The organism is Laspinema olomoucense D3b (genome assembly GCF_025370785.1).
In the GTDB taxonomy this organism is placed as follows: Bacteria; Cyanobacteriota; Cyanobacteriia; order Cyanobacteriales; family Laspinemataceae; genus Laspinema; species Laspinema olomoucense.
The window spans coordinates 80724-101235 of the sequence record NZ_JAMXFA010000024.1 but is presented as its reverse complement, the minus strand read 5'-3'; the positions used below and the strand labels follow the sequence as shown (position 1 = coordinate 101235).

The window sequence follows — 20512 nt, the reverse complement described above, 5'->3', positions numbered from 1 at the left end:
ACCTCGGAGCCTCTGGGGTTGTTTACAATAACCCCCAAAGTAGCGATATTATTCGCTCCATTCTCATCAGCATCACCGACCCATCCACACTTTAGATTTAGGCACTCAAATTTCTTGCCTTGTCGGTTGCCAATTACTTTGCAACAATGACAAGTCTTTGAGGTGTAGCGAGGGTCTATTATCCGGACATCTACGCCAAACTTTATTCCTTTGTAGGTCAAGAATTGACGCAACTGATAGAACGCCCAACTGTTAGACTGTCGTCGCTCTGTCTTAGAGCGTGGCAATTCATTGGTACGTTCTCTGATGCCCGTCAAGTCTTCAAGTGCAATCGCCTGATTTGATGCCTTGGCGCTATGAGTGAGTCGATAGCTGATGGTATGGTTTAACCATGCTTGAAATCTTCGTTCACGTCCACTCAACCGTTGCAAAATCTGCCTCGCTCTACGACGAGTAGACCTTGTGCCTTTGGATGCTTTATGTTGTAACGAAGCCCGTACACGGCTGTATCTGTCTCTAGTCTGCGTGATTTGTTTGCCGCTGAATTTTTCTCCCTTGGATGTGCAGACCAGATCTGTCCTCCCAAGGTCGATACCCAACACATTATCCGTATCGGGGATAGCTGGTGGTTCAGACTCTAGCTGAATGTTTAGATAAAAACTGCCATCATTCCGTTTTACCAGGGTTGAGGATTTGGGTGCTTGCCCTTGCAGTAAGTGTTTCTGGTAGTTACCAATGTGGAGTTTAAACTTTTCTCGACCCTTCAGCATGGTCAAACTAACCATCCAATCCGCTTCCTTGAAGGTGAAGGTGCGACTATCGTAGGTAGCAGAGGTTGGAACAAACCCTTTGACGGGTCTACCTTTTTGCTTTGCCGTCTTGCGATTCGCGCAAACTCGCCGGATAGCGTGAATGGTCATCTGCGCAGACAGACCAGAATGTGCTCTAGCTTCCTTGTAGATTAAGGATTGGACAGCAATCTGATTAGTCAGTTTCTCAGGGGTGTTGTCATTCACGAACTCACAGCAACTTGCAAAAGCAGCAAGCACCGCATCAAGTTTTTCTACCTGCTGTGGTGTAACCATCAATTTACAAGAGACCGTAAGTACCTGACTCATTTTTTAAGTGGTAAACGTTATCAATGTATATAATTACATACTATTTTGCAGAGTGTGGGGTATCGAACCCCAAACTCTACCCAGCATTCCTCCCGACGCTCAATCAAAGATTAGAGCGTGGGACTCCTGCTGGTTTAGTTGAATCAAGAAAACATGGGTTAAGTTAGGATGGAGAGGTCAGCTTAAATTTTAAACCCGAGATAAGCTGCCCTTTTCAAATGTATAAAAAAACCGGATAAATCACTAGGAGAGGGTTGTAAAATTAGGCCAATCACCCAAGAGGAAAATGAGCAAAAGCAAACAGTTAGGAACACCGATGACGGACAATCGCTTAGATAAATTGGAAGAGATAGGAGCGATCGCCCGGATGATTGGTTGGGGGAGTGCGGATATTCTGACCTATTATCATACCGATGCTGCTGGGAAACTGAAGGTGAGGGAAAAAAAAGAAGGTCCTGTCACCAATGCCGATGTAGCGGCGAACGAGTATATCTTGCAAAAATTACGGATTGCCTTTGGCAGTCTGGAGTTTGGCTATCTGAGTGAGGAAAGTTATCAATCCCATAGCAATGGCGATCGCCGCGCGCACCAGTGGGTTTGGATTATTGACCCCATCGATGGCACTCGCGCCTACATTCAGCAAAACCCTAACTATGCGGTCCATATTGCCTTAGTCTATGAGGGGCAACCCGTGGTGGCAGTGGTGGCAGTCCCTTCCGCCCAGAAATTATATTATGCCCAACGTGGAGGGGGTGCTTTTGTGGAAACGCGTTCCGGCGATCGCACCCCCCTGAGAGTCTCTGGGCGCGATCGCCTCCCAGACTTATGTCTGCTGACCCGACGGACCCGCAAAGGAGAGAAATTGGACGAACTCTTGCAACGCTTACCCTGCCAAACCCAACAATATATGGGGAGTATCGGGTGCAAAATTGCCGCCATTGTGGAACAGCAAGTGGATGGGTTTATTTCCCTTTCGGGCAAAGGTGCGCCCAAAGATTGGGACTTTGCGGCCCCAGAGTTAATTTTGACCGAAGCCGGGGGCCGGTTAACCTTTGTGGATGGGACCCCTTTGCGCTATAACCAAAAAGATGTGAATCAGTGGGGGTGCGCGATCGCCAGTAATGCTCATTGCCACGAAGCATTATGCCATGAAGTCGAGAAGATTTTGGCCACCCTCTAACGCCGCATTTGCCGAGGGTCCTCTCACCGACGACAGAAGAAGTAGAATCCGGTGATTGCGAAACTCTGAGGGATTCCGCTATGCGGGTAAACGATGGGCGATAATCGCATAAAAAGGGTCGCCACCGCCCATTCCCATAAACTGCAAGATAGAAGGGAGATCCGACTTTCGGGCGATCGCTTCCGGATTAGAAAACCCTTCCACTGCCTTAAAATAACTTTTCACCAGGGCAACGCGAGACCCTTCGTCCCCCTCGCGCCATGCTTGAATCGCTTTCTGATAAAACATTCGATTGGAAAAACTAATAATCGCGATGCCACCCGGTTTCAGGATGCGGTGAATTTCGCTAAACACCACTTCGGGATGTTGGATATATTGGACCGAAACCGCATTCAGGACCGCATCAAAACTTTGATCCTCTAGGGGGAGGTGGGGGTTGTCATTGAGATCTTGGACAAAATAATGGTTAAGACGAGGATTTCTCCCGAGTTCCTCTTCATTGAGCCCATGACCTTCCACATGAGCCCATGTCATTTCTGGGGGGAGATGGGAGACCCAGGAACTCATCATATCGAAGATGCGGCTGTTGGGTTTGAGGCGATCGCGATAGAGATGGGTCAGTTGGTCGATGAATCCATCATCCACATGGGTGACGAATCGGGGGTAGGAATAGAACAGGCGATCGTCGGATTCATCGAGTTTCGTGCGTTGAGTCGGTTGTAACAACATAAAAACAGGGGGCAGTTAGCTTGACATTATTCTTATTGTAAAAAAAAATTAAGAAAGATGAAGCATCCGAGGGGGTCGCGCTTGCAGTCCTTGGACGGCATTGGCCCAAACTCTGCCCCGGGAGGCCTGTGCGTTCAAGGGGAATCTCTGCCAGTCGCGGAAAGTCAGATTCAATCTACCCCGACTGCGGGAACCCAATCCAGACAGCAGGTTTCTGGCACAATATTTCAGAGAGAAATAACCCACTTTTTTACCAATCTGGAAACCTAGAAACGCTTTAATTGTTGGGGAAAACTGCCCTGAATCTGTGGAAAACTGACGTCAATCTGTGGAAAACGACTGATGTTTTAAGCGAGATTTCCAAGGGAGGTTATCCCGGCGATCGCCCAGCCTAGGCATTAGGGTGTCCCAACAAATAAATCATCCAAATCCCGATAGTTAAACACCTAACAAGACTGTATGACGCCGCGCTTCTCGGGCTTTGTACGCAAACGCCCCACCCTTCAGGGTGTGGGGTTTTTGGGTATTTTATTTTTTGGAGTTCTCTTATTCTCGGGATTCAGGAGAGTCCGGCGCATAGCTAATCTCGGGAGATTGATAACTCGGCGGTTCGATGTGAATCAAAATCCGGGCCGGGGAAAATCGCCCTTGTAACCGCGCTTCCACTTCCTCCGTAATGGCATGAGCAGTTTCTACATCCTTGGCATCAACAATCAGATGCATTTCAATAAAAACCTGACGTCCGACCACACCGCGAGAGGCAATATCATGACAGTTGAGAACGCCGGGAACTTGCATGGTAATGGAGTGAATTGCTTCGGGGGCGATCGCCATTTGATCCACCAACCAGGGTAAATTATCGGCCAACACTTCCCAGCCACTTCTAAACACCAACAAGGCCACGGGAAAGGCCAAAATCACATCCACCCATTGCAACCAAGGCCAGCGACTGGCAAAGGTAATCGCAATTAAACCCGCCATCACGACAATGGTTACCCAAACATCGCTCATAGTATGTTTGGCATCGGCAATCAGAATACTGCTGCCAATTCGCCGACCGATTGTCCGTTCATAAAAGGCGACAAAGATATTGATTCCCAACACAATCAGCAAAATCCAGAGGTCTCTGGGGGAAACTTCCACCGGGGTTCCATCTTTGAAGAAAATGCGCTCGATCGCACTGCTGAGAATTTCAAAACAGGCTACCCCCAAAAAGGCCGCAATCCCCAAGGCCCCTACTGCATCAAACTTCTGATGGCCATAAGGATGTTCGCGATCGGGATGGGGAGAGGCGAAATGATTCGTCACCAATCCCAAAATATTATTGGCACTATCGGTCACACTATGCAACGCATCCGCCAACAAACTCAGGGAACCCGTCAAGGTGCCCACGACTGCTTTAATTGCCAACACGACCAAATTTAAGCCCAGGGTAATCAGGAGTACCCGGCGAACTTCAACCCGATTATCTGTAGCCACGGATCTTTACCTTATGCAACCTACAAAAATTGTAGGGCATTGGGTTTGTTTGGAAGTTCACAGATCTCAATGTCCCCCTTCCCCCTTACCATAAAGAAACCGAATATTAAAAGTAGATCCCTCATGTCTGGTTCTCAACTCACCCTAAATTTAGTCGAGGGTTCCGTCTCGTTTCGGTTCTCTCCCGAAGCAGCGCGGGACTTGCAGGCGGCGATTAACGACCTGATGCAGCAACTTAAAGCAGTGGCATCGAAAGCAACCCCCGGTACGGGTTCCGGGAAACCAACCCCGCAAAAACCAATGGAATATCGTTCTACCGGGGATGTGTTTTTAGAAATTTTCTGCAATCCCAATATTTACCCCACCCCCTTTGCCGCCAAGGTGCTGATTACCCTGCGGGACGATCGCATTCGCCTGAGTACCGAAGCGGAACTCACCCGGTTAGTCGAGGACCTCAATCTGTATTTAGAACAGGTGGGTTAATCGAGATCGGTTCAGACCCCAAGCACAGAGACTAGACTGTTCTTCATAGGCTCCAGCAGGATTAACCGAACAACCTTATTTATATTAGGACTGACGCAACTCAAAGGTGTTTACCCTAAGGCGGGGTACATCCCCACCCTTGCGGAGGTCCTGATCGCATTCTTTCCGGATTCGACCCTTTAGAATGAAAATGAGCAAACTGTAAAATTTCACCACACCCCCGGATATTTAACCTGTTATTTTAAAAGGGAAGATGACTCAGCATATCCTGTTTTATAGTGATGATCATGGTTTGGGCGGGGTCGCCCATTACAATCACTCAATTTTATTTGGATTAGCCCAAAAAGGTTATCACGTTAACAGCGTACAAACCCAGAAAAATAATCCCTTAATTGAGCAACAACAGCAATTAGGAATTAACCATTTCTGGCTCAGTTACGATACCCATAAAAATTTTGAATTAACGCTACAGGAAACTGAGGAACCTGAAAAGATATTTTCTCGGGTTAAGCCCGATTTAATTATCTTTAGTGATTCTTGGCCGTTAGCTAATTTTGCCCCAAAAAAAGTAGCAACTCACCTCGGCATCCCCTACATCGTCGTGGTTGGGTTTGTGGCTCCCTATCCCGCAGCAACTTCTCCGGTATCTTTTGATGAACTAGAGCATTTGTATCAAGAAGCGAAGACCGTGATTGCGGTTTCCCAGGAAAATTTGAGGGTGCTGCATGAATGGTTTCGACTGCCGAGAAACAAAGGGGAGGTGATTTATTATGGCCGACCCATTGAGTATTTTAAACCGCCCTCGGCACAGAATCGCGATCGCCTCCGGCAAGAGTTACAAATTCCCCCAGAGGCTGTGGTTTGTTTTACCGCAGCGCGGTTAGATCAATTTAAGGGATGGAACTATCAGTTACAAGCGATCGCCCAGCTCAAGCATAGCCCTCAGTGGGAAAATCTTTACTTTGTGTGGGCGGGTACAGGGGAACTAGAATCTCCAATTAAAAACGCCTTAGAACAACTCCAGGTAACCCATCACGTCAAAGCGATCGGACGACGGTGGGATATCCCGGATTTATTAGACATGGCTGATATTTTTGTATTGCCTTCGGACTATGAGGGAATGCCCTTAGCGGTGATGGAGGCAATGGCAAAACGATTGCCCATCATCGCTTCAGCAGTGAGTGGAATTCCGGAAGAGTTGGGAAAGACTGGAAAATTACTCCCGGATCCCAAAACCGATGCTCCCGGGACGGTGCAAGAGTTAGTAAACACCCTTCAGCAGTGGGCTGAAAATCCCCAATTAAGGAAAGAAATAGGTCTCCAGTGTTATCACAGAGCTTGTGAACTGTTTCGGGAAGACCGGATGATTGATGAAACTGTCCAAACCATTCAAAGGGTATTGATGAATAAAAAAGATTATATTTCTCCGGGCTTAAAAACGGTTAATTTAGAGCCTTATTTTCCGAATAGGGTAATGGGGAATACCGATAATTGTAGTTGGCCTTATCTGCGGCGAGAAATCCCCCATAACTGGTATGTAGACAAGCGGCAACCCGTGATTGGATTTCTGAATCCCGATGAAGCTCATATTCTCTATAACAGCGCCCTCAAATTTAAGGGCAAGAAAGGGCTAGAAATAGGCTGTTGGCTGGGATGGTCTGCCTGTCATATTGCCAGCGCTGGGGTTGAACTAGATGTGGTTGATCCGCTGCTGAGTCGTCCGGAAATTTATGAAAGTGTCACTCAGTCTCTAGCAGCGGCTGGAGTACGCGATCGCATCAATTTGCTCCCTGGGTATAGTCCGCAGCAAGTGGAAGAACTCGGCGCAAAACAACAACAGAAATGGTCGTTAATTTTTATTGATGGCAATCACGAAGGAGATGGCCCGCTTCAGGATGCGATCGCCTGCGAAAAATTAGCGGCAGAAGATGCCTTAATCCTCTTTCATGATTTAGCCTCTCCTGATGTCGCCAGAGGATTAGATTATTTTAAGCAAAAAGGATGGAACACCCTGGTTTACCAAACAATGCAAATTATGGCCGTTGCATGGCGGGGAAAAGTCCAGCCAGTTTACCACAAACCTGACCCCAAAATTAATTGGCCGTTACCCACCCATTTGCAAGGCTACGCCGTAAGTGGAATCACCACAGAAACAACAGATACAACAGAATTTCAAGAAATCTTAGCAGCAGTTCGTCCTTATACCCTGCTGAGTGAAGCGCGGTTATTCTCCCTTTATTCTCGGGCTAAACACATTTGTCAAGCTGATATTCCTGGAAACTTTGTGGAATGCGGAGCCTACAAAGGGGGTTCAACGGCATTACTAGCGGCTGTCATTAAACGTTACAGTTCTCGGTCCCGACTCCTCTATGCTTTTGATACCTTTACGGGAATGCCCGATCCCACTGCCGTCGATCGCCATGAGGGAATTCCCGCCAATCTCACGGGTTTAGGTGCAGGAACCCTACAAGCGCCTTTAGATGAAAATTTAGAGGTGATTTGTCGCACCCTCGGGGTGAGCCAGCTTGTGGTTCCCGTACCGGGGCTGTTTGAACAGACGTTACCAGAATACGAGTCCACCATCGGTGCAGTCGCCTTTCTTCATGCCGATGCAGACTGGTATGAGTCTACCCTGACTATTTTTAATACTCTCTACAACCGCATAGTTCCCAAGGGGATAATTCAGATTGATGATTATGGCTTTTGGGAAGGGTGTAAGCAAGCAATCAATGATTTTCAAACCGCAGGAGGGATGACCTTTCCTTTGCAAATCATTGACGAGACCGGGGTTTGGTTCTGCAAGGAAGATGTCAGAGAATTATCGGCCAAGCCTTTAAATCCGTTAGACCCAGAAAGTTATTATCATCAAATCCCCGAACCGAAGAAAAAAGGGGCGGTCTCTTCTAGTCCCCAAATCGAAGCCGAAATTATTCATCGCCTTCAACAGTTAGGGATTCAGGTGGAGGATTATGAAATTGATATTTCCGAGTATGAGCGCTACTTCCAATCGGGAAATTATTTACAAGAGTTTTCGGAATATTACGCTTTCAATCGCGTTGAAAAATCTCTAGAACATTATGTGGCGGCGAAACTGCTACAACTGAGCAATCGCGATATTTATATTGATATTGGGAGCGAAAAAAGTCCGGTCCCAGAGATCTATCGCCGTCTATTTGGATTACAAACTTATCGTCAAGACCTTTCCTACCCACCGGGAATCAACGGCGATCGCATCGGGGGAAATGCCGCCCAGATGCCAGTTCCCGATAGTTTTGCCACCAAAATGGCCTTACATTGTGCCTTTGAGCATTTTGAAGGCGATGCCGATATCGGGTTCGTACGTGAAGTCGCCCGCGTGCTCAAACCCGGGGGGGCTGTTTGCATTCTTCCCCTCTATTTAGCTAAAGACTATGCCATTCAAACAGATCCAGTGACAGCCATTTCAACGGGCGGGGTCAACTTTGAACTGGATGCGGTGATTTACTGTGCAAGCGGATGGCAAAATCGACATGGGCGATTTTATGACCCCGAACATTTAGTGCAGAGAATCTGCCAAAATTTAAACGGTCTGACTCTGAAAATTTACCGCATCAAAAATGCTCAAGGGGTTGATTCATCCTGTTATTTACGCTTTGCCGCTGTTTTAGAGAAACCTCCGGTTAAACAGGTTCTGAATTTACCGTCCTTCGCCCCAGAAACTCAGACCCATAGTCTATCCAAATCTTCGGACAAAAAAGTCCTAATATTTTTTCCCCACAATCCCTATCCCCCCAAAACAGGCGCTCATCAACGCTGTATGGAAATGGTGAATGCCCTGAAAGGGTTAGGCTATGAAATTACCTTATTCAGTTCGACTTTATTCTCAGATATCCCTTGGGATATAAAGAGTATCCAGGGGTTGGAGGAGAACATGGGGATTCAGGTCGAAGTGTATCCCGGAACCGAAGGAGATCGTCAGTATAGCAACGAAATCAGCAACCGCAATCCGGGCCAATTTAATGCAGATTACTATACTCCCCCAGGATTGCGGGAACGATTTCGGCAGCGATTTCAGGCGCTCAAGCCCCAAATTGTCCTGGTCAACTATTCTCTCTGGGGCCGGTTAGTCCAAGGGGATGAATTTAAGTCAGCGGTGCGAATTATTGATGCGATCGACTTATTTACCTTAAATCTACAAATGGGGCAGGCCTTCAGGCGTTATTTGCATCAAAATCCCCTCGTCCCCAAACAGATTGATGCCCAAGTCCTAAGGGAAGATTTTTACAGTCAACTTCAGCTTAAAGCCTTGCCCGAAGAATATGCAATCTTTGATTTATACGACTATACCCTAGCCATTTCCTCCCAGGAAGCCGAAAGCATTCAACAAAATACCCAACAGACTCAGGTTGAGTATGTTCCCATGACCTTCGAGACAGAAACCTTGCCGAATACTTATGCAGGATTTCCCTTGCTTGCCATTGGGAATAATCCCTTTAATGTCCAGGGGTATCTCTATTTTGCCGCCAAAGTATTACCCATCGTGCGACAGCAAAGCCCCGATTTCACCTTAAAAGTCTTAGGAAAAGGCTGCAAAAATTTAGCCCCGGTCCCGGGTATCGATTTGGTCGGGTTTATTGAGGAGATTAAACCTCTATATGCTGAAAGTCGGTTTGCCATTTGTCCTCTCATCGGGGGAACGGGTCAGCAAGTCAAAATTGTAGAAGCAATGGCCTATGGAGTCCCGGTGATTGCCCTGGAAAATGTGGCAAAAAGCTCACCCATAGAACATGGAGTCAATGGCTTAATTGCCAAAAATGCCGAAGAATTTGCCAAATACACCCTGGAATTGTGGCGCAACCCGGAACGATGTCGCGAGTTAGGACAAGCAGCAAGGCAGACCATTGCTCATCAGTTTTCCCCGCAAATCTTAGCAGAACGTATGAAAAAATTTACCCATTGCTCTCCCGTTGCCTTGGCAACTCAAAAAATCACGGCTATCATTGATGGAGTCTTCTATCAAATTAACAACACCGGCATCGCTCGGGTTTGGACTTCCCTCTTGCAAGAATGGGTTAAAACGGGGTTTGCCAAACAACTCTTATTCTTAGATCGCGCTGGAACTGCCCCTAGAATTCCGGGTATTAAATATCTGTGTATTCAGGGTTATGATTATAATAATACCGAGGCCGATCGCCGCTTGTTGCAGGATATTTGTGATGAAGAAAGCGCTGATATCTTCATCTCCACTTATTACACTACACCCCTAAGTACCCCCTCGGTGTTCATGGCCTATGACATGATTCCTGAACGGTATCCAACCGCTTTAAATTCCCCCATGTGGCGGGAAAAACATCACGGCATCCGTCATGGTTCTGCCTATATTACCATTTCTGAACAAACCGCCCGAGATTTGGTTAAATTTTTCCCGGAAATTCCTGGCGATCGCGTGACGGTTGCCCATTGCGGAATTCATCCGGAATTTGCCCCGACTCCCCCAGGGGAAATTAACTCTTTTAAATCTAAATACAACATATCGAAACCCTATTTTCTATGGGTCGGTAGCCGCAGTAATATTAATAGCTATAAAAACGCCATCTTATTCTTCCAGGCATTCGCAAAACTCCCCTCCCGCCGAGAATTTCAGATTCTATGTGTGGGAGGCATAGCTACATTAGAAGCGGAATTTCAACCCTACGTCACCGATACTCAGATCCACCTTCTCCATTTGAGCGATCGCGAGTTGCGATTAGCTTATTCCGGTGCAGTGGCTCTCATTTATCCCTCAAAATACGAAGGCTTTGGGTTGCCTATCCTCGAAGCAATGGCTTGTGGATGCCCAGTTATTACTTGTCCAAATGGGGCAATTCCAGAAGTTGCTGGACAATCGGTCATTTATGTGAATGACAACGATATCGACGGTCTCGTCAATGCCATGCAGGAGATTCAAAAACCCCAAGTTCGCAATCCGTTAATCGCCGCTGGATTTCAACGAACCAACCAATTTTCCTGGGCAAAAATGGCCGAAATTGTCCGTTCAACCTTAGTTGCTACAGCACAAAACCCACGGAAAGAGGCGATCGCCACTCCCATTTCCCCCACCCCTGTAGAACCCGAAACTTTAACTGATCTCCAGCAAACCCGCCAACAACTGGCCCAGCAATGGTTAAATACCCCCGAAGAACAATTACAATCCGCCTATTTAGGTGAACTTGGCAAGGCCCATAAAACCCTGCTAGATACTGACATCAAACATCACGCTATTACCCCCAGCGAACAAGCACTCATCCGTAAACTTTCGGTGGGAATTGCCCAGGGATTTGATGCACCCACTGCCCTGCAATCCTTCATTGCTGCCACCCTCTATTGCTATCCCCATCACCTCCCCATTCCCTACAAAAACGCACCGATTCCAAAATGGTTCGCCCAGGATTATCTCAAATTTATGTTTGCTAGTCCTACCCTGTTCCACGAAACCGGAGAAGTCGAACAATATTATCGCCATTTCCAAGGGTGGTTAGAATATGTCCATCAAAAAATATTCAGTAATCTTGACTCAGCCCTCTGGCAAAGCGTAGCTGAATTTTTCACCCAGGGAAATGCTAACTTTGCGCCCTTGTACTTCACCCTTGCTAACCTCAAATCTGTCTACAGTCAGCGAGGGGAGATTATTGAATGGGCACTCAAAAATAGGGGTTTTGAAGTGGATTATGTCTTCCCAACCCCTTCCCCAAATCGCCCCAAAATTCGCCTGGGAATTTTGAGGGACCATTTCAATCCAGCAACGGAAACTTTTGCAACCTTGCCAGTTTTTGAACATCTGGATCGCGATCGGTTTGAGATTGTCCTCTATGCGTCTTGGGCCAATGGCAGTCAACTCGAATGGTATTGTCAAAGTCGAGCCGATCGCCTCGTGAAACTGCCAGAAAACCTCTCAGCACAAGTCCAAACCCTCCGCAACGAGGACTTAGATATCCTCTTCATTGGCACCAATATTACCGAACTTAATAAACCCTTAACTGCCCTCGCCCAACACCGACTCGCCCGAGTCCAAGTCACCTCAATTGCCTCCCCGGTTACCACCGGCATTCGCAATATTGACTACTATATTGCTGGCAATTTAACCGCCCCCACGACTACCAGCAGTGAACAGTACCGCGAGAAACTGGTCAATATTGAAGGGTCGGGATTATGTTTCCGGTTCCCTTTACCTGAACCCGCCTCCACCGTCAATCCAACTCGGGCAAGCTGGGGTGCAACAGAGGAAACGGTGGTGTTTATGTCCGGGGCTAACTTCTACAAAATTCTTCCCGAACTTACCGAAACTTGGGCTAAAATTATCGCCGCCGTTCCCCATTCTATTTTAGTCTTATATCCCTTTGGTCCGGCCTGGAATTCCTCTTATCCAGCCCTCCCCTTTTTGGAACGAATCCACCGAATTTTTGCTCAAAATGGAGTCGATAAACGTCGGTTAGTCCTGATTAATACCCTGCCGAGTCCAGCGGATATTAAAGAATGTGTCAAACTTGCCGATGTTTATCTGGATTCCTATCCCTATAGTGGGGCAACTTCTTTACTAGATCCGTTACAACTGGGAATTCCAGCGATCGCCTGGGAAGGAAGTAGCTTAAGGTCTCGCCAAGCTTCTGCACTCCTGCGCGAAATCCACCTTGCTGATTTAATCGCCCAGGACGAACCCGGTTATATCCAATTAGCGATTAAACTCGCAACAAACCCGCAACTGCGCCATCACTATCGCCAGCAAATCCAGCAAAAAATGCAGCAAAATCCGCCCTTTTTAGATAGTGCTGTCTACGGCCAGAAAATGGGGAATTTGTTTGAGCAATTGTTTCAAAAGGGACAGACTTCTGGTGCAATGGCGAGTGCTATATCTACCCCTACTCCCGCTACACCAGTCTCTGTTTCTCAGGAATTTCTCAATCGCCTGATCGGTTGTGCCAACCTGTATTATATTGACCCGTCTGATGAATCTATTCACCGGGAATTGCTCCAACTGCGGCGAGAATTTGCTGAGTTGTGGTTGCAAATACCTAGCGATCGCCTGCGCGAATGCTATACCTATGAACTCGGCAAAGCGCATCAAAGTGTCCTCAACAGTGGCATTCAAAATGAGCCATTACCGGCTACAGAACAGACCTTTGTTCAGGAGTTAATGGATAAACTGACCTCCGGACTAAATGCGCCCTTGGGGATGAATGCAGTCCTAGCCCTTCTGTTATATCAACAGCGCGATCGCCTCCCCCTCTCCTCCCAAACCTTACCGGATTGGGTGAATGTTTAATCGGAATTAATTGTCCCCCAGGATAGAAACCGGGTTTCCGTAAAACTTGTTGCCTTTTCATCATAAATTGATAAAAAAAACCCGGTTTCTTGCTACCCCTCTCCTCCGATTACATCCAATCTTCACTATCACTATCTTGCGCTCGATAGACTCGACCTTTCCGGTGAATCTCGCGGGTTTTTTCAAATAAATCCTCTTCAGTCATATTCCACCGGGATAACACTTTTTCGATGTCACTCCAGACATCCCGGGAACCCGGAAATCCTCGATATCGAATTCGCAATCGAGCTAATTCCGCCAGATTATATTCGTTTAGATCTCCTGCTAAAATTTTATCCAGAGTCTCGCGATCTTTACGAGCTTGGGGATGTTGTTGTTCCTGTTTGATTTCAGCCATAATTCGGTAAATCCTTCTTTAGTGATTTAATTGACAGAGATTTGCTGTTTTTTTAGCTCTTCAAAAATGCCATACATATCCTGAGCAAATTTAGCCGGATTCCACAAATGAGATAGGTGTTGAGGTTGCTTAGACCGGATTAATTGATGCCGAATATCTTGCCTAATTTTAACCTCATGCCCCAACCGAATTCCCCACTCTATATACTCTTCCCAACTCCGGGCGATTCCACTCTCAATGCCTAGAGTATTGAGGAATGAATATCCCATCCGCGCCAGACACAATTCTCCCACCCGGGTGACGAGGGGTAGGTTAAACCACAAGGCTTCAAGGGTATGAGTCCCGCCATTGTAGGGATAGGAATCTAATAAAATATCCGCACATTCGTAGATAGTCCGGTGCTGTTCTTCGGTTTGCGTTCTTGATATTAAAATAACTCGATTGTTGGGTACTCCTAACTCAGCACAGGCTTGTTGATAGAGTTGCCCAATAGCCGATCGCTCTCCTTCGCCTTTATGGATTAACACACTATTGGGGACCTGCTTAAGGATCTCAATTTGAGCTAAAACTAACTCCCGATTCAGTTTTTTACCGGGCGCGACACAGAGATAGGCAATCTGTTGCCAATTAATTCCTAGGCTCAACCGGACCACTTCTCGCTCGACGGATTGCCGCTTAAATCCGGAAACCGCCACAAAGGAATCGGGCATTCGGATTAACTGCTCAATGTAATCCGCTTCAATACCTGGGGGATGGGTGTGCCGATCGCCTAAAAAGTAATGAGATGAACATAAAAAAGGGGCATCAAATCCCAGCCAAGATAGGCAAATCGGGGCAGGTTGATGGTACAAAATTTCTAACTGCTCAGAACAGGTGACTGAATCTAAATCCACTAAAATATCAATTTGGTCCTGGCAAATTTGCTCCCAAATCTCTAATCGCGCCGATTCAAAATCACCACTTTGCGGTTGATAAAATTGGGTGGCTAGGTTCTGGAACTCTTCGGTTTTATCATCCCTAGCTTGTACTTGTGTCACATAGAGATAGATTTCAGCAGATAGGGCCGATAACTCGCGGATAATATCTGCACTGCACCATCCGATAGAATGGCGGCGGAAATGAGGAGAGAGGAAGCCGATTTTTAGATGGGGGAGAGTGGGGGGATGGGGAAGATGGGGAAGAGTGGGGGGATGGGGGGAGGAGATTAGTTGTTGGTTGAGGCGGGCTTGATTTTTAGCGCCCAGCAGTTTCGCTAAGGTTAGATTGGTTCTAGCATCATCGCGCAGATGGGGTTGAGAAAACATCAGCCGAGAATAAAGCAAGGCGATCGAGTCGAAGTCTAGGCGATCCAGGTCCGACTGAAGCTGTGTTTCTAGGGTGAGAAAGGTTTCTTGAGCTAATTCGCTATATCCCCCATGTAAACATAAGGAGAGGTAGGGCAGGGCAGCTAACAGTTTAGTGGGGCCTTGGGCGCGGCTTAAATAGTCTTCGGCAGCTTGTAGAAGGGAGTCAAAGTCGATTCCGAAGGGGTCTCGCGACCGAATTAGATAGAACAAGGCATGATGTGCTGGGATTAAGTCTGGATCAAGGGCGATCGCCTGTAGAAAACAGTCCACGACCTCTTGCCATGCTGATCCACTCAGTTGTTGATGCTGATGCCCTTGTTGTAGAAGGGCTTGACCTAAATTGTAATGAATTCCGGGTGACTGGGGGCTGAGGGATTGGGCAGTTTTCAGGGCCGCAATCCCTGCCCCTAAGGACCCCTGTTGAATCAGGGCGTTGCCGAGATTAGAATGGGCTGAGGAAAAGTTGGGGTCAAGGTCGATCGCCTGTTGGTAGTGGTGAATCGCTTCCTCAACTCGTGCCAGTGCTAAGAGGGTATTTCCGATTTTTAAATGCCGTTCGGCGTTTCCCATAGAGGGTTCCAGGCGCAATGCCTCCTGCCAGGACTCCAGGGCCTCCCCTAAGCGGCCTAGATCGTGATAGAGGGTCCCGAGGTTCCAGTGAATGCCAGCTTGGGAGGGTTCCAGGGTGAGTGCTTTTTGGTAGCAGGCGATCGCTCGTTCAGACTCCCCCTGGCGATAGTAGAGGCTCCCCAAATTAGCATGAACCGCAGCAAACTCAGGCATAATCTGTACCGCCTGTTGGTAAGCGCGTTCCGATGCGGCCCACTTTTCTTGGGATTGGAGGATATTGCCCAGGGTCTTGTAGGCATGGGCTGATTGAGGGTCCAGTTTGAGCGCCCCTTGACAGTAGGCGATCGCCTCAGTCCATTGGCCCTGCCGCCAATAGAGGTCCCCCAGTTGGCAATAAGCGTCAACCGCATCCGGGTTAAAATTCAGGGCTTCTTGATAAAAGGCGATCGCTCCCGACCACTGCCCCTGTGCTCTCAACTGATTGCCGCGCTGGATCCAAACTCCAGCTTTTTCCAGATCAACCACAGATATTTCCCTCATCCCCACGGATTTTCGGTCTTGACTCCCATAGCAATCCTAAATCAAAACTGCTCCCTGCCCCTACTTTGCCTTATGCCCCGCCCTTGATGGCATCGTCCCTGTCCACCGCCAGAATAACAACTTCGTAATAATTCGCCGTATTTTCTCCGATTTATAGTAATTCCCTATAGAACCCCCTCGGGGATCGTATATAAGATTACAGTAAAATCTGGTTGGCTAGTCTTTGCGCTCTTTGAGAATCGGAGTAGAGATGAAAAATTGTGGGGTGGTTTAACTCATGCGGTTAAAACAATTAATGTAGAAACGAGAGATTTTGCGTCTGTTTAATCAATAATGTAAAGACAAGAGATTTCGGTTCTCTAAATCAAGCGAAGCGAATGGCCCCTAGGAGCGGTGCTGATCTGTCCAGCTTTGATGGTGTAGGGACAAAAGAGGCGATCGCCTCTGGAACACCGCGTTCCCACCCCTAGCAGTCCCTAAATCCTCTTAACCCCGTTTAACCCGATAATTGCAAGTCACAGCGAGGTTTTTTCCCGGGTTCCCCCCTGGAGGGTTGGCCGACTGGCCCCCTATTTGATAAACTTTCCTGCGATCTGCCGGGTCAGAAAAAGAAAACACAGAATAGAGGAATAAGAGCTGCCTGGGTAGGCATTTTGAGCCATTTTAAGGAAAGGGAACTCTCGGATTGGTATCATAGTCGTGCACCCCAGCATTGTCAAGCTAAAATCAATGAGCCATGCTAATCGGTCACAGTTGGAACAGCTAAATTTTTGCCATCTTGCCAGACTAGACATTAGCACCCAATTGGGCTAGACTTGCTGCTGACAGAAAGTCCAGACGACTCAACCGAAGTCAAGGGTTTCCTAGGTTAGCTGCCTGAGCAGACTTGACAAGGACGACACGAAACAGATGAGGAGTGAGAAACTGAATGGTTAGAATACTAGATACAAACCCGTTAAACCCGAACGATACCCTAGATTTAGCTTCGTTTGGCCTAGGCGCCGATACGGTTGTGGGCCTAACGGGAAGCGATTTTATTACCACCGATACCGTCGGTGGGAGTTTAATTTTTGGGAATACAGAAAATGATTCCCTGTCCTCTAGCACCGCAGGAGACACCCTTTATGGGGGTCAAGACGATGACTTTTTGGTGAGCAAAGGAGGCGGGAGCGTCTTCTTCGGCGACTTAGGGCAAGATCGGTATGAAGCCCGAGGCAGCTTAGGTCGCGACACGGTTTACGGTGGCACCAACAACCAAGCCGAAAACCGAGGAGAAGACAGCGACGATATTTTCAACTTTGGTAACGGACTAGGGGGCAACCTCGCCTTTGGAAACGGCGGAGATGACTTCATCAGTGGCTCCGGCTTAGGTGCAGATACCCTCTACGGTGGTATTGGCGACGATACGATCCAGGTGATTGAAGTCGCCGGTAGTGGCTCAGGTTCCGGGGGTGGAGGCGCAGCCTTCGTTCCCGATACCATTGGTGGCATCGGCTTCGTTCCTCCGTTCTTATTTGGCGGTGGATCGGGTGCAGGTGCAGCAGCAGGCTTGGGAGTGGGCGTCGTTGTAGAAGATGGCGTAGCGGTTCCCAGAAACCCCGGACGCAACTATCTCAGCGGTGACAAAGGCAATGATGTCATCTTTGGGATCGGCGATCGCGACAGCCTGATTGGGGGTGAAGGAAACGACTCCCTGTTCATGCTCAGTAAAGATGCTCCTCTAGAACTCGGGTTAGAGGAAGAGGGCGTTAACACCGTAGCAGGGGCGCAACGCGCACTCGCAGGGTATCCTCGCAACAACTTCTTAAACGGCGGAACCGGGAGTGATTACATCTACTCCTACGGTGGCGATCGCGGACGCCAGACCATGACCGGGGCCGAGGGGGATGATTCCCTGTTCAACCGAGGCAGTCAGGTCCTGGTGTTCGGGAATACTGGCGCAGACTACTTAGAAACCACCGGGTTCTCTCGGAGCACCCTATATGGTGGACAAGATAATGACACCGTGGTTTCCGGTTACTCCGAAGTCACGGGTAGCACCGCAATCGTGGGTGGCGGCACCAACCTCCTGTATGGAGATAAAGGTAACGATTCGATGCTCAGTCGCGGTGCGCGCGATACCTTAATTGGTGGCAACATCGAAGACAATGACACGATCGCTGGAAACAATCTTGACCTCTTATCCGTCGGCGGAGCCTCCAGCATGGGCTTTGGTAACCAAGGGAACGACTCCCTAGTTGGTGGAGCCGACTTGGTGACGCTGTACGGTGGTCAAGACAACGATTCCATCGTGGCATCGAAATCCAATTCTTATCTAGCAGGGGACAAAGGCAACGATACCCTAATCCTCGATGGTGGCACAAACAACACCCTGATCGGTGGCGAAGGCAATGACTCCCTCTACGCCCGCAACGGTGGCGGTGGAAATCTGCTGATTGCTGTCGCAGGCGATAACGTGCTGGTTGCCGGGTCTAAGGATGACACCCTGATGGGCGGTAGCGGTAATGACTTCCTCGTAGGAAGTGAAGAAGGGGATACCATCCGCGCAGATGGTCCCGGCTTGGATACCCTGGAAGGGTTCCACGGTGCGGATAGCCTGATTGGAACTGCTGGTGCAGCCGATGCCTTCCTCTTCTCCAGTATTGCTGATGCCCTTGATGACGTCACAGTGGAGAACGGTGTGATTACCGCAGGAAACAACACCAACCGCGGTGATACCATCACCAGCTTCCAGAGTGGTACTGATAAAATCTACCTCAGCCTTGAGGGCTTTAATTTAGACGAAGAGGCGATCGCTGGACTGCGGACCGACATCGACTTCTTCACTACCAAGGCAGACGTGCCTTATGGGGGTAGCTTCGAGGGCCTGCTCCAGAAAGACACCCCTGCGGCGATCATCTTCAACCCTACCAATCAGGGTGGGTACTTGATCTGGGATGCAAATGGTGCGACCGCGGACGCCGGTACCACTACCAATGACGTGATCACCCTTGCTACTATCCAGACTGGTACGATTACCCGGAATGACATATTCCTCTTCTAAATGGCGCTTAACATAAACGCCTCGTAATGAGACAGCCACAGATGAATAACATCTGTGGCTCTTTTATTGGGGGTCATTTGTCATTTGTCATTTGTCATTTGTCCTTGGTTGATGGGGAGGATGGGGAGGATGGGGCTTTTTTATCCGGGGGAGATATTAATGCCTCGACCGATTAGGTTGAGAAATGCGGTGCCAAAGTGCTGAATCTCCAGGAAACTGGCATAAGCGGGAGCGGGTTTATAGATTCTAAAAGTTCGCATGATCCCCAGCGTGGCGACACTTTCCAAGGGGCCGATAAAACTGGTATCGCGGTCTAAAAAATAAGGTTGGGAAGCCCAATAAGCCATCTGTTTGGCATTCAGAAAAAAGCATCCAGAATGAGGATTAAGCACTCGTTGGAAGATCACAGGTTGCTCCATGATACTTCCCTTCAACTCTGGGCGCTCCTGCACCTTCTGAAACTGGGCCGTAGCCCTAGGTAATAAATCCCCATCAATATAGACCTTACCCACCCGACCCGGAGGCGAGATTTCATAGCGATTTGGCTGCAACAGATTCAAATCCCCCGCTTGGGAGGAAAACCAGTTTAATTTAATAAAAAACCAGGGGTCATGGAGGATGAGGTCATCTTCCAAATAGCAATAATAATCGTAGCGACCCAAACTATCCCGCAACAGGGCGTGACACTCAAACCCCAGCATCAAGGGTTCCGCTTGGGTGGCGTGATGCTTGTAAATCTGATGGGGAACCGGCAATTCATCTAAAACATGGCGATTTTGAGTCGTACAAATCACGATGTCAAGATCCACGGATTGGCCCTGATTCGCTGGGACTGCTAGAGATTTAGCGATGTCCAGGACGCCTTGATATTTCCCTAAAATTGCGCCTAAGTGGGTTAAAGACTGACTTAATGCCACAATCCGCGATCGCGGGTCTTTGCTGAGAGAACCATGTTTCCCACCGCCATCGGGATTGAAATAATGCGCGATCGTGATCAGTATTTTCATAGATGTAAATTTAGAGTGGTCATTTGTCATTTGTCATTTGTCATTTGTCCTTGGGGGATGGGGGAGACCGCCATCGAGACCGCCATCGGGATGGGGTGGATGGGGGATTTGCCTTACTATTAATTGCACTTCCGGTCCCCTCCCCTGTGTCTTGGGGAGGGTTAGGGTGGGGTCTTCTTGAGGTAGCCAAGCCACGTCACGAAGAAAGAGGTTGGAACAGCCTAAATACAGCGGCGATCGCCTCTCATGATTGCGTGAGGTGGCGGTAAGCGGAAGCTCTCCCGTAGGGAATCGCCTCATCAGGAGGACCCCACCCTAACCCTCCCCAAGACAGAGGGGAGG

The 20512-nt window shown here is 48.3% G+C and carries 11 protein-coding genes; 5 read left to right on the top strand and 6 right to left on the bottom strand.

The window, feature by feature from the left end; translation table 11 throughout:
• A partial coding sequence (locus NG792_RS18000) for an RNA-guided endonuclease InsQ/TnpB family protein (protein WP_261236291.1) occupies window positions 1-1016 on the bottom strand: 1016 nt, incomplete at its 3' end.
• 388 nt (window positions 1017-1404) lie between these two features.
• On the opposite strand from NG792_RS18000, the gene NG792_RS17995 reads away from it, so the two are divergent.
• Window positions 1405-2298 carry a 3'(2'),5'-bisphosphate nucleotidase CysQ family protein gene (locus NG792_RS17995; RefSeq protein WP_261236290.1) on the top strand — a complete coding sequence of 298 codons (894 nt, stop codon included), beginning with the start codon at window positions 1405-1407 and terminating at the stop codon, window positions 2296-2298.
• A 78-nt stretch (window positions 2299-2376) separates the two neighbouring features.
• On the opposite strand, the gene NG792_RS17990 is transcribed toward NG792_RS17995, so the two are convergent.
• Window positions 2377-3027: a class I SAM-dependent methyltransferase gene (locus NG792_RS17990; RefSeq protein ID WP_261197643.1), complete on the bottom strand. Its 651-nt coding sequence runs from the start codon at window positions 3025-3027 to the stop codon at window positions 2377-2379.
• Window positions 3028-3573: 546 nt separating this feature from the next.
• Entirely contained in the window at window positions 3574-4506 is a 933-nt protein-coding gene (cdf31, locus tag NG792_RS17985) for a CDF family zinc efflux transporter Cdf31 (protein ID WP_261236289.1), read from the bottom strand.
• Window positions 4507-4629: 123 nt separating this feature from the next.
• On the opposite strand from cdf31, the gene NG792_RS17980 reads away from it, so the two are divergent.
• Together NG792_RS17980 and NG792_RS17975 are read left to right on the top strand one after the other, a co-directional pair.
• The gene (locus NG792_RS17980) at window positions 4630-4989 is read left to right on the top strand and encodes a hypothetical protein (protein WP_261197641.1); all 360 of its coding nucleotides are present in this window, start codon (window positions 4630-4632) and stop codon (window positions 4987-4989) included.
• 253 nt (window positions 4990-5242) lie between these two features.
• A complete protein-coding gene (locus NG792_RS17975) occupies window positions 5243-13267 on the top strand; it encodes a glycosyltransferase (RefSeq protein ID WP_261236288.1) in 8025 nt (2674 codons plus the stop codon).
• Between the two features lie 109 nt (window positions 13268-13376).
• On the opposite strand, the gene NG792_RS17970 is transcribed toward NG792_RS17975, so the two are convergent.
• Complete coding sequence (locus NG792_RS17970) at window positions 13377-13664, bottom strand: DUF3288 family protein (protein ID WP_261197633.1); 288 nt, start codon at window positions 13662-13664, stop codon at window positions 13377-13379.
• A 26-nt stretch (window positions 13665-13690) separates the two neighbouring features.
• Window positions 13691-16105, bottom strand: a complete 2415-nt coding sequence (locus NG792_RS17965; RefSeq protein ID WP_261236287.1) for a tetratricopeptide repeat protein — start codon at window positions 16103-16105, stop codon at window positions 13691-13693.
• A 943-nt stretch (window positions 16106-17048) separates the two neighbouring features.
• Between NG792_RS17965 and NG792_RS17960 the strand changes: the two genes are divergently transcribed.
• Window positions 17049-19163 carry a calcium-binding protein gene (locus tag NG792_RS17960; RefSeq protein WP_261236286.1) on the top strand — a complete coding sequence of 705 codons (2115 nt, stop codon included), beginning with the start codon at window positions 17049-17051 and terminating at the stop codon, window positions 19161-19163.
• Window positions 19164-19303: 140 nt separating this feature from the next.
• On the opposite strand, the gene NG792_RS17955 is transcribed toward NG792_RS17960, so the two are convergent.
• On the bottom strand, window positions 19304-20170 hold the full coding sequence (locus NG792_RS17955) for a calcium-binding protein (RefSeq protein ID WP_261236285.1): 867 nt from the start codon (window positions 20168-20170) through the stop codon (window positions 19304-19306).
• Window positions 20171-20193: 23 nt separating this feature from the next.
• Here NG792_RS17955 and NG792_RS17950 point away from each other — a divergent pair, with 23 nt between their 5' ends.
• On the top strand, window positions 20194-20439 hold the full coding sequence (locus NG792_RS17950; protein ID WP_261197629.1) for a hypothetical protein: 246 nt from the start codon (window positions 20194-20196) through the stop codon (window positions 20437-20439).
• Window positions 20440-20512 lie beyond the last annotated feature (73 nt).

What these genes read in the sequence shown, in the direction of transcription:
- NG792_RS17995 (WP_261236290.1), top strand. Translation starts at nt 1,405, where the DNA reads ATGAGCAAAAGCAAACAGTTAGGAACACCGATGACGGACAATCGCTTA.
- NG792_RS17990 (WP_261197643.1), bottom strand. Translation starts at nt 3,027, where the DNA reads ATGTTGTTACAACCGACTCAACGCACGAAACTCGATGAATCCGACGAT.
- NG792_RS17980 (WP_261197641.1), top strand. Translation starts at nt 4,630, where the DNA reads ATGTCTGGTTCTCAACTCACCCTAAATTTAGTCGAGGGTTCCGTCTCG.
- NG792_RS17975 (WP_261236288.1), top strand. Translation starts at nt 5,243, where the DNA reads ATGACTCAGCATATCCTGTTTTATAGTGATGATCATGGTTTGGGCGGG.
- NG792_RS17970 (WP_261197633.1), bottom strand. Translation starts at nt 13,664, where the DNA reads ATGGCTGAAATCAAACAGGAACAACAACATCCCCAAGCTCGTAAAGAT.
- NG792_RS17960 (WP_261236286.1), top strand. Translation starts at nt 17,049, where the DNA reads ATGGTTAGAATACTAGATACAAACCCGTTAAACCCGAACGATACCCTA.
- NG792_RS17955 (WP_261236285.1), bottom strand. Translation starts at nt 20,170, where the DNA reads ATGAAAATACTGATCACGATCGCGCATTATTTCAATCCCGATGGCGGT.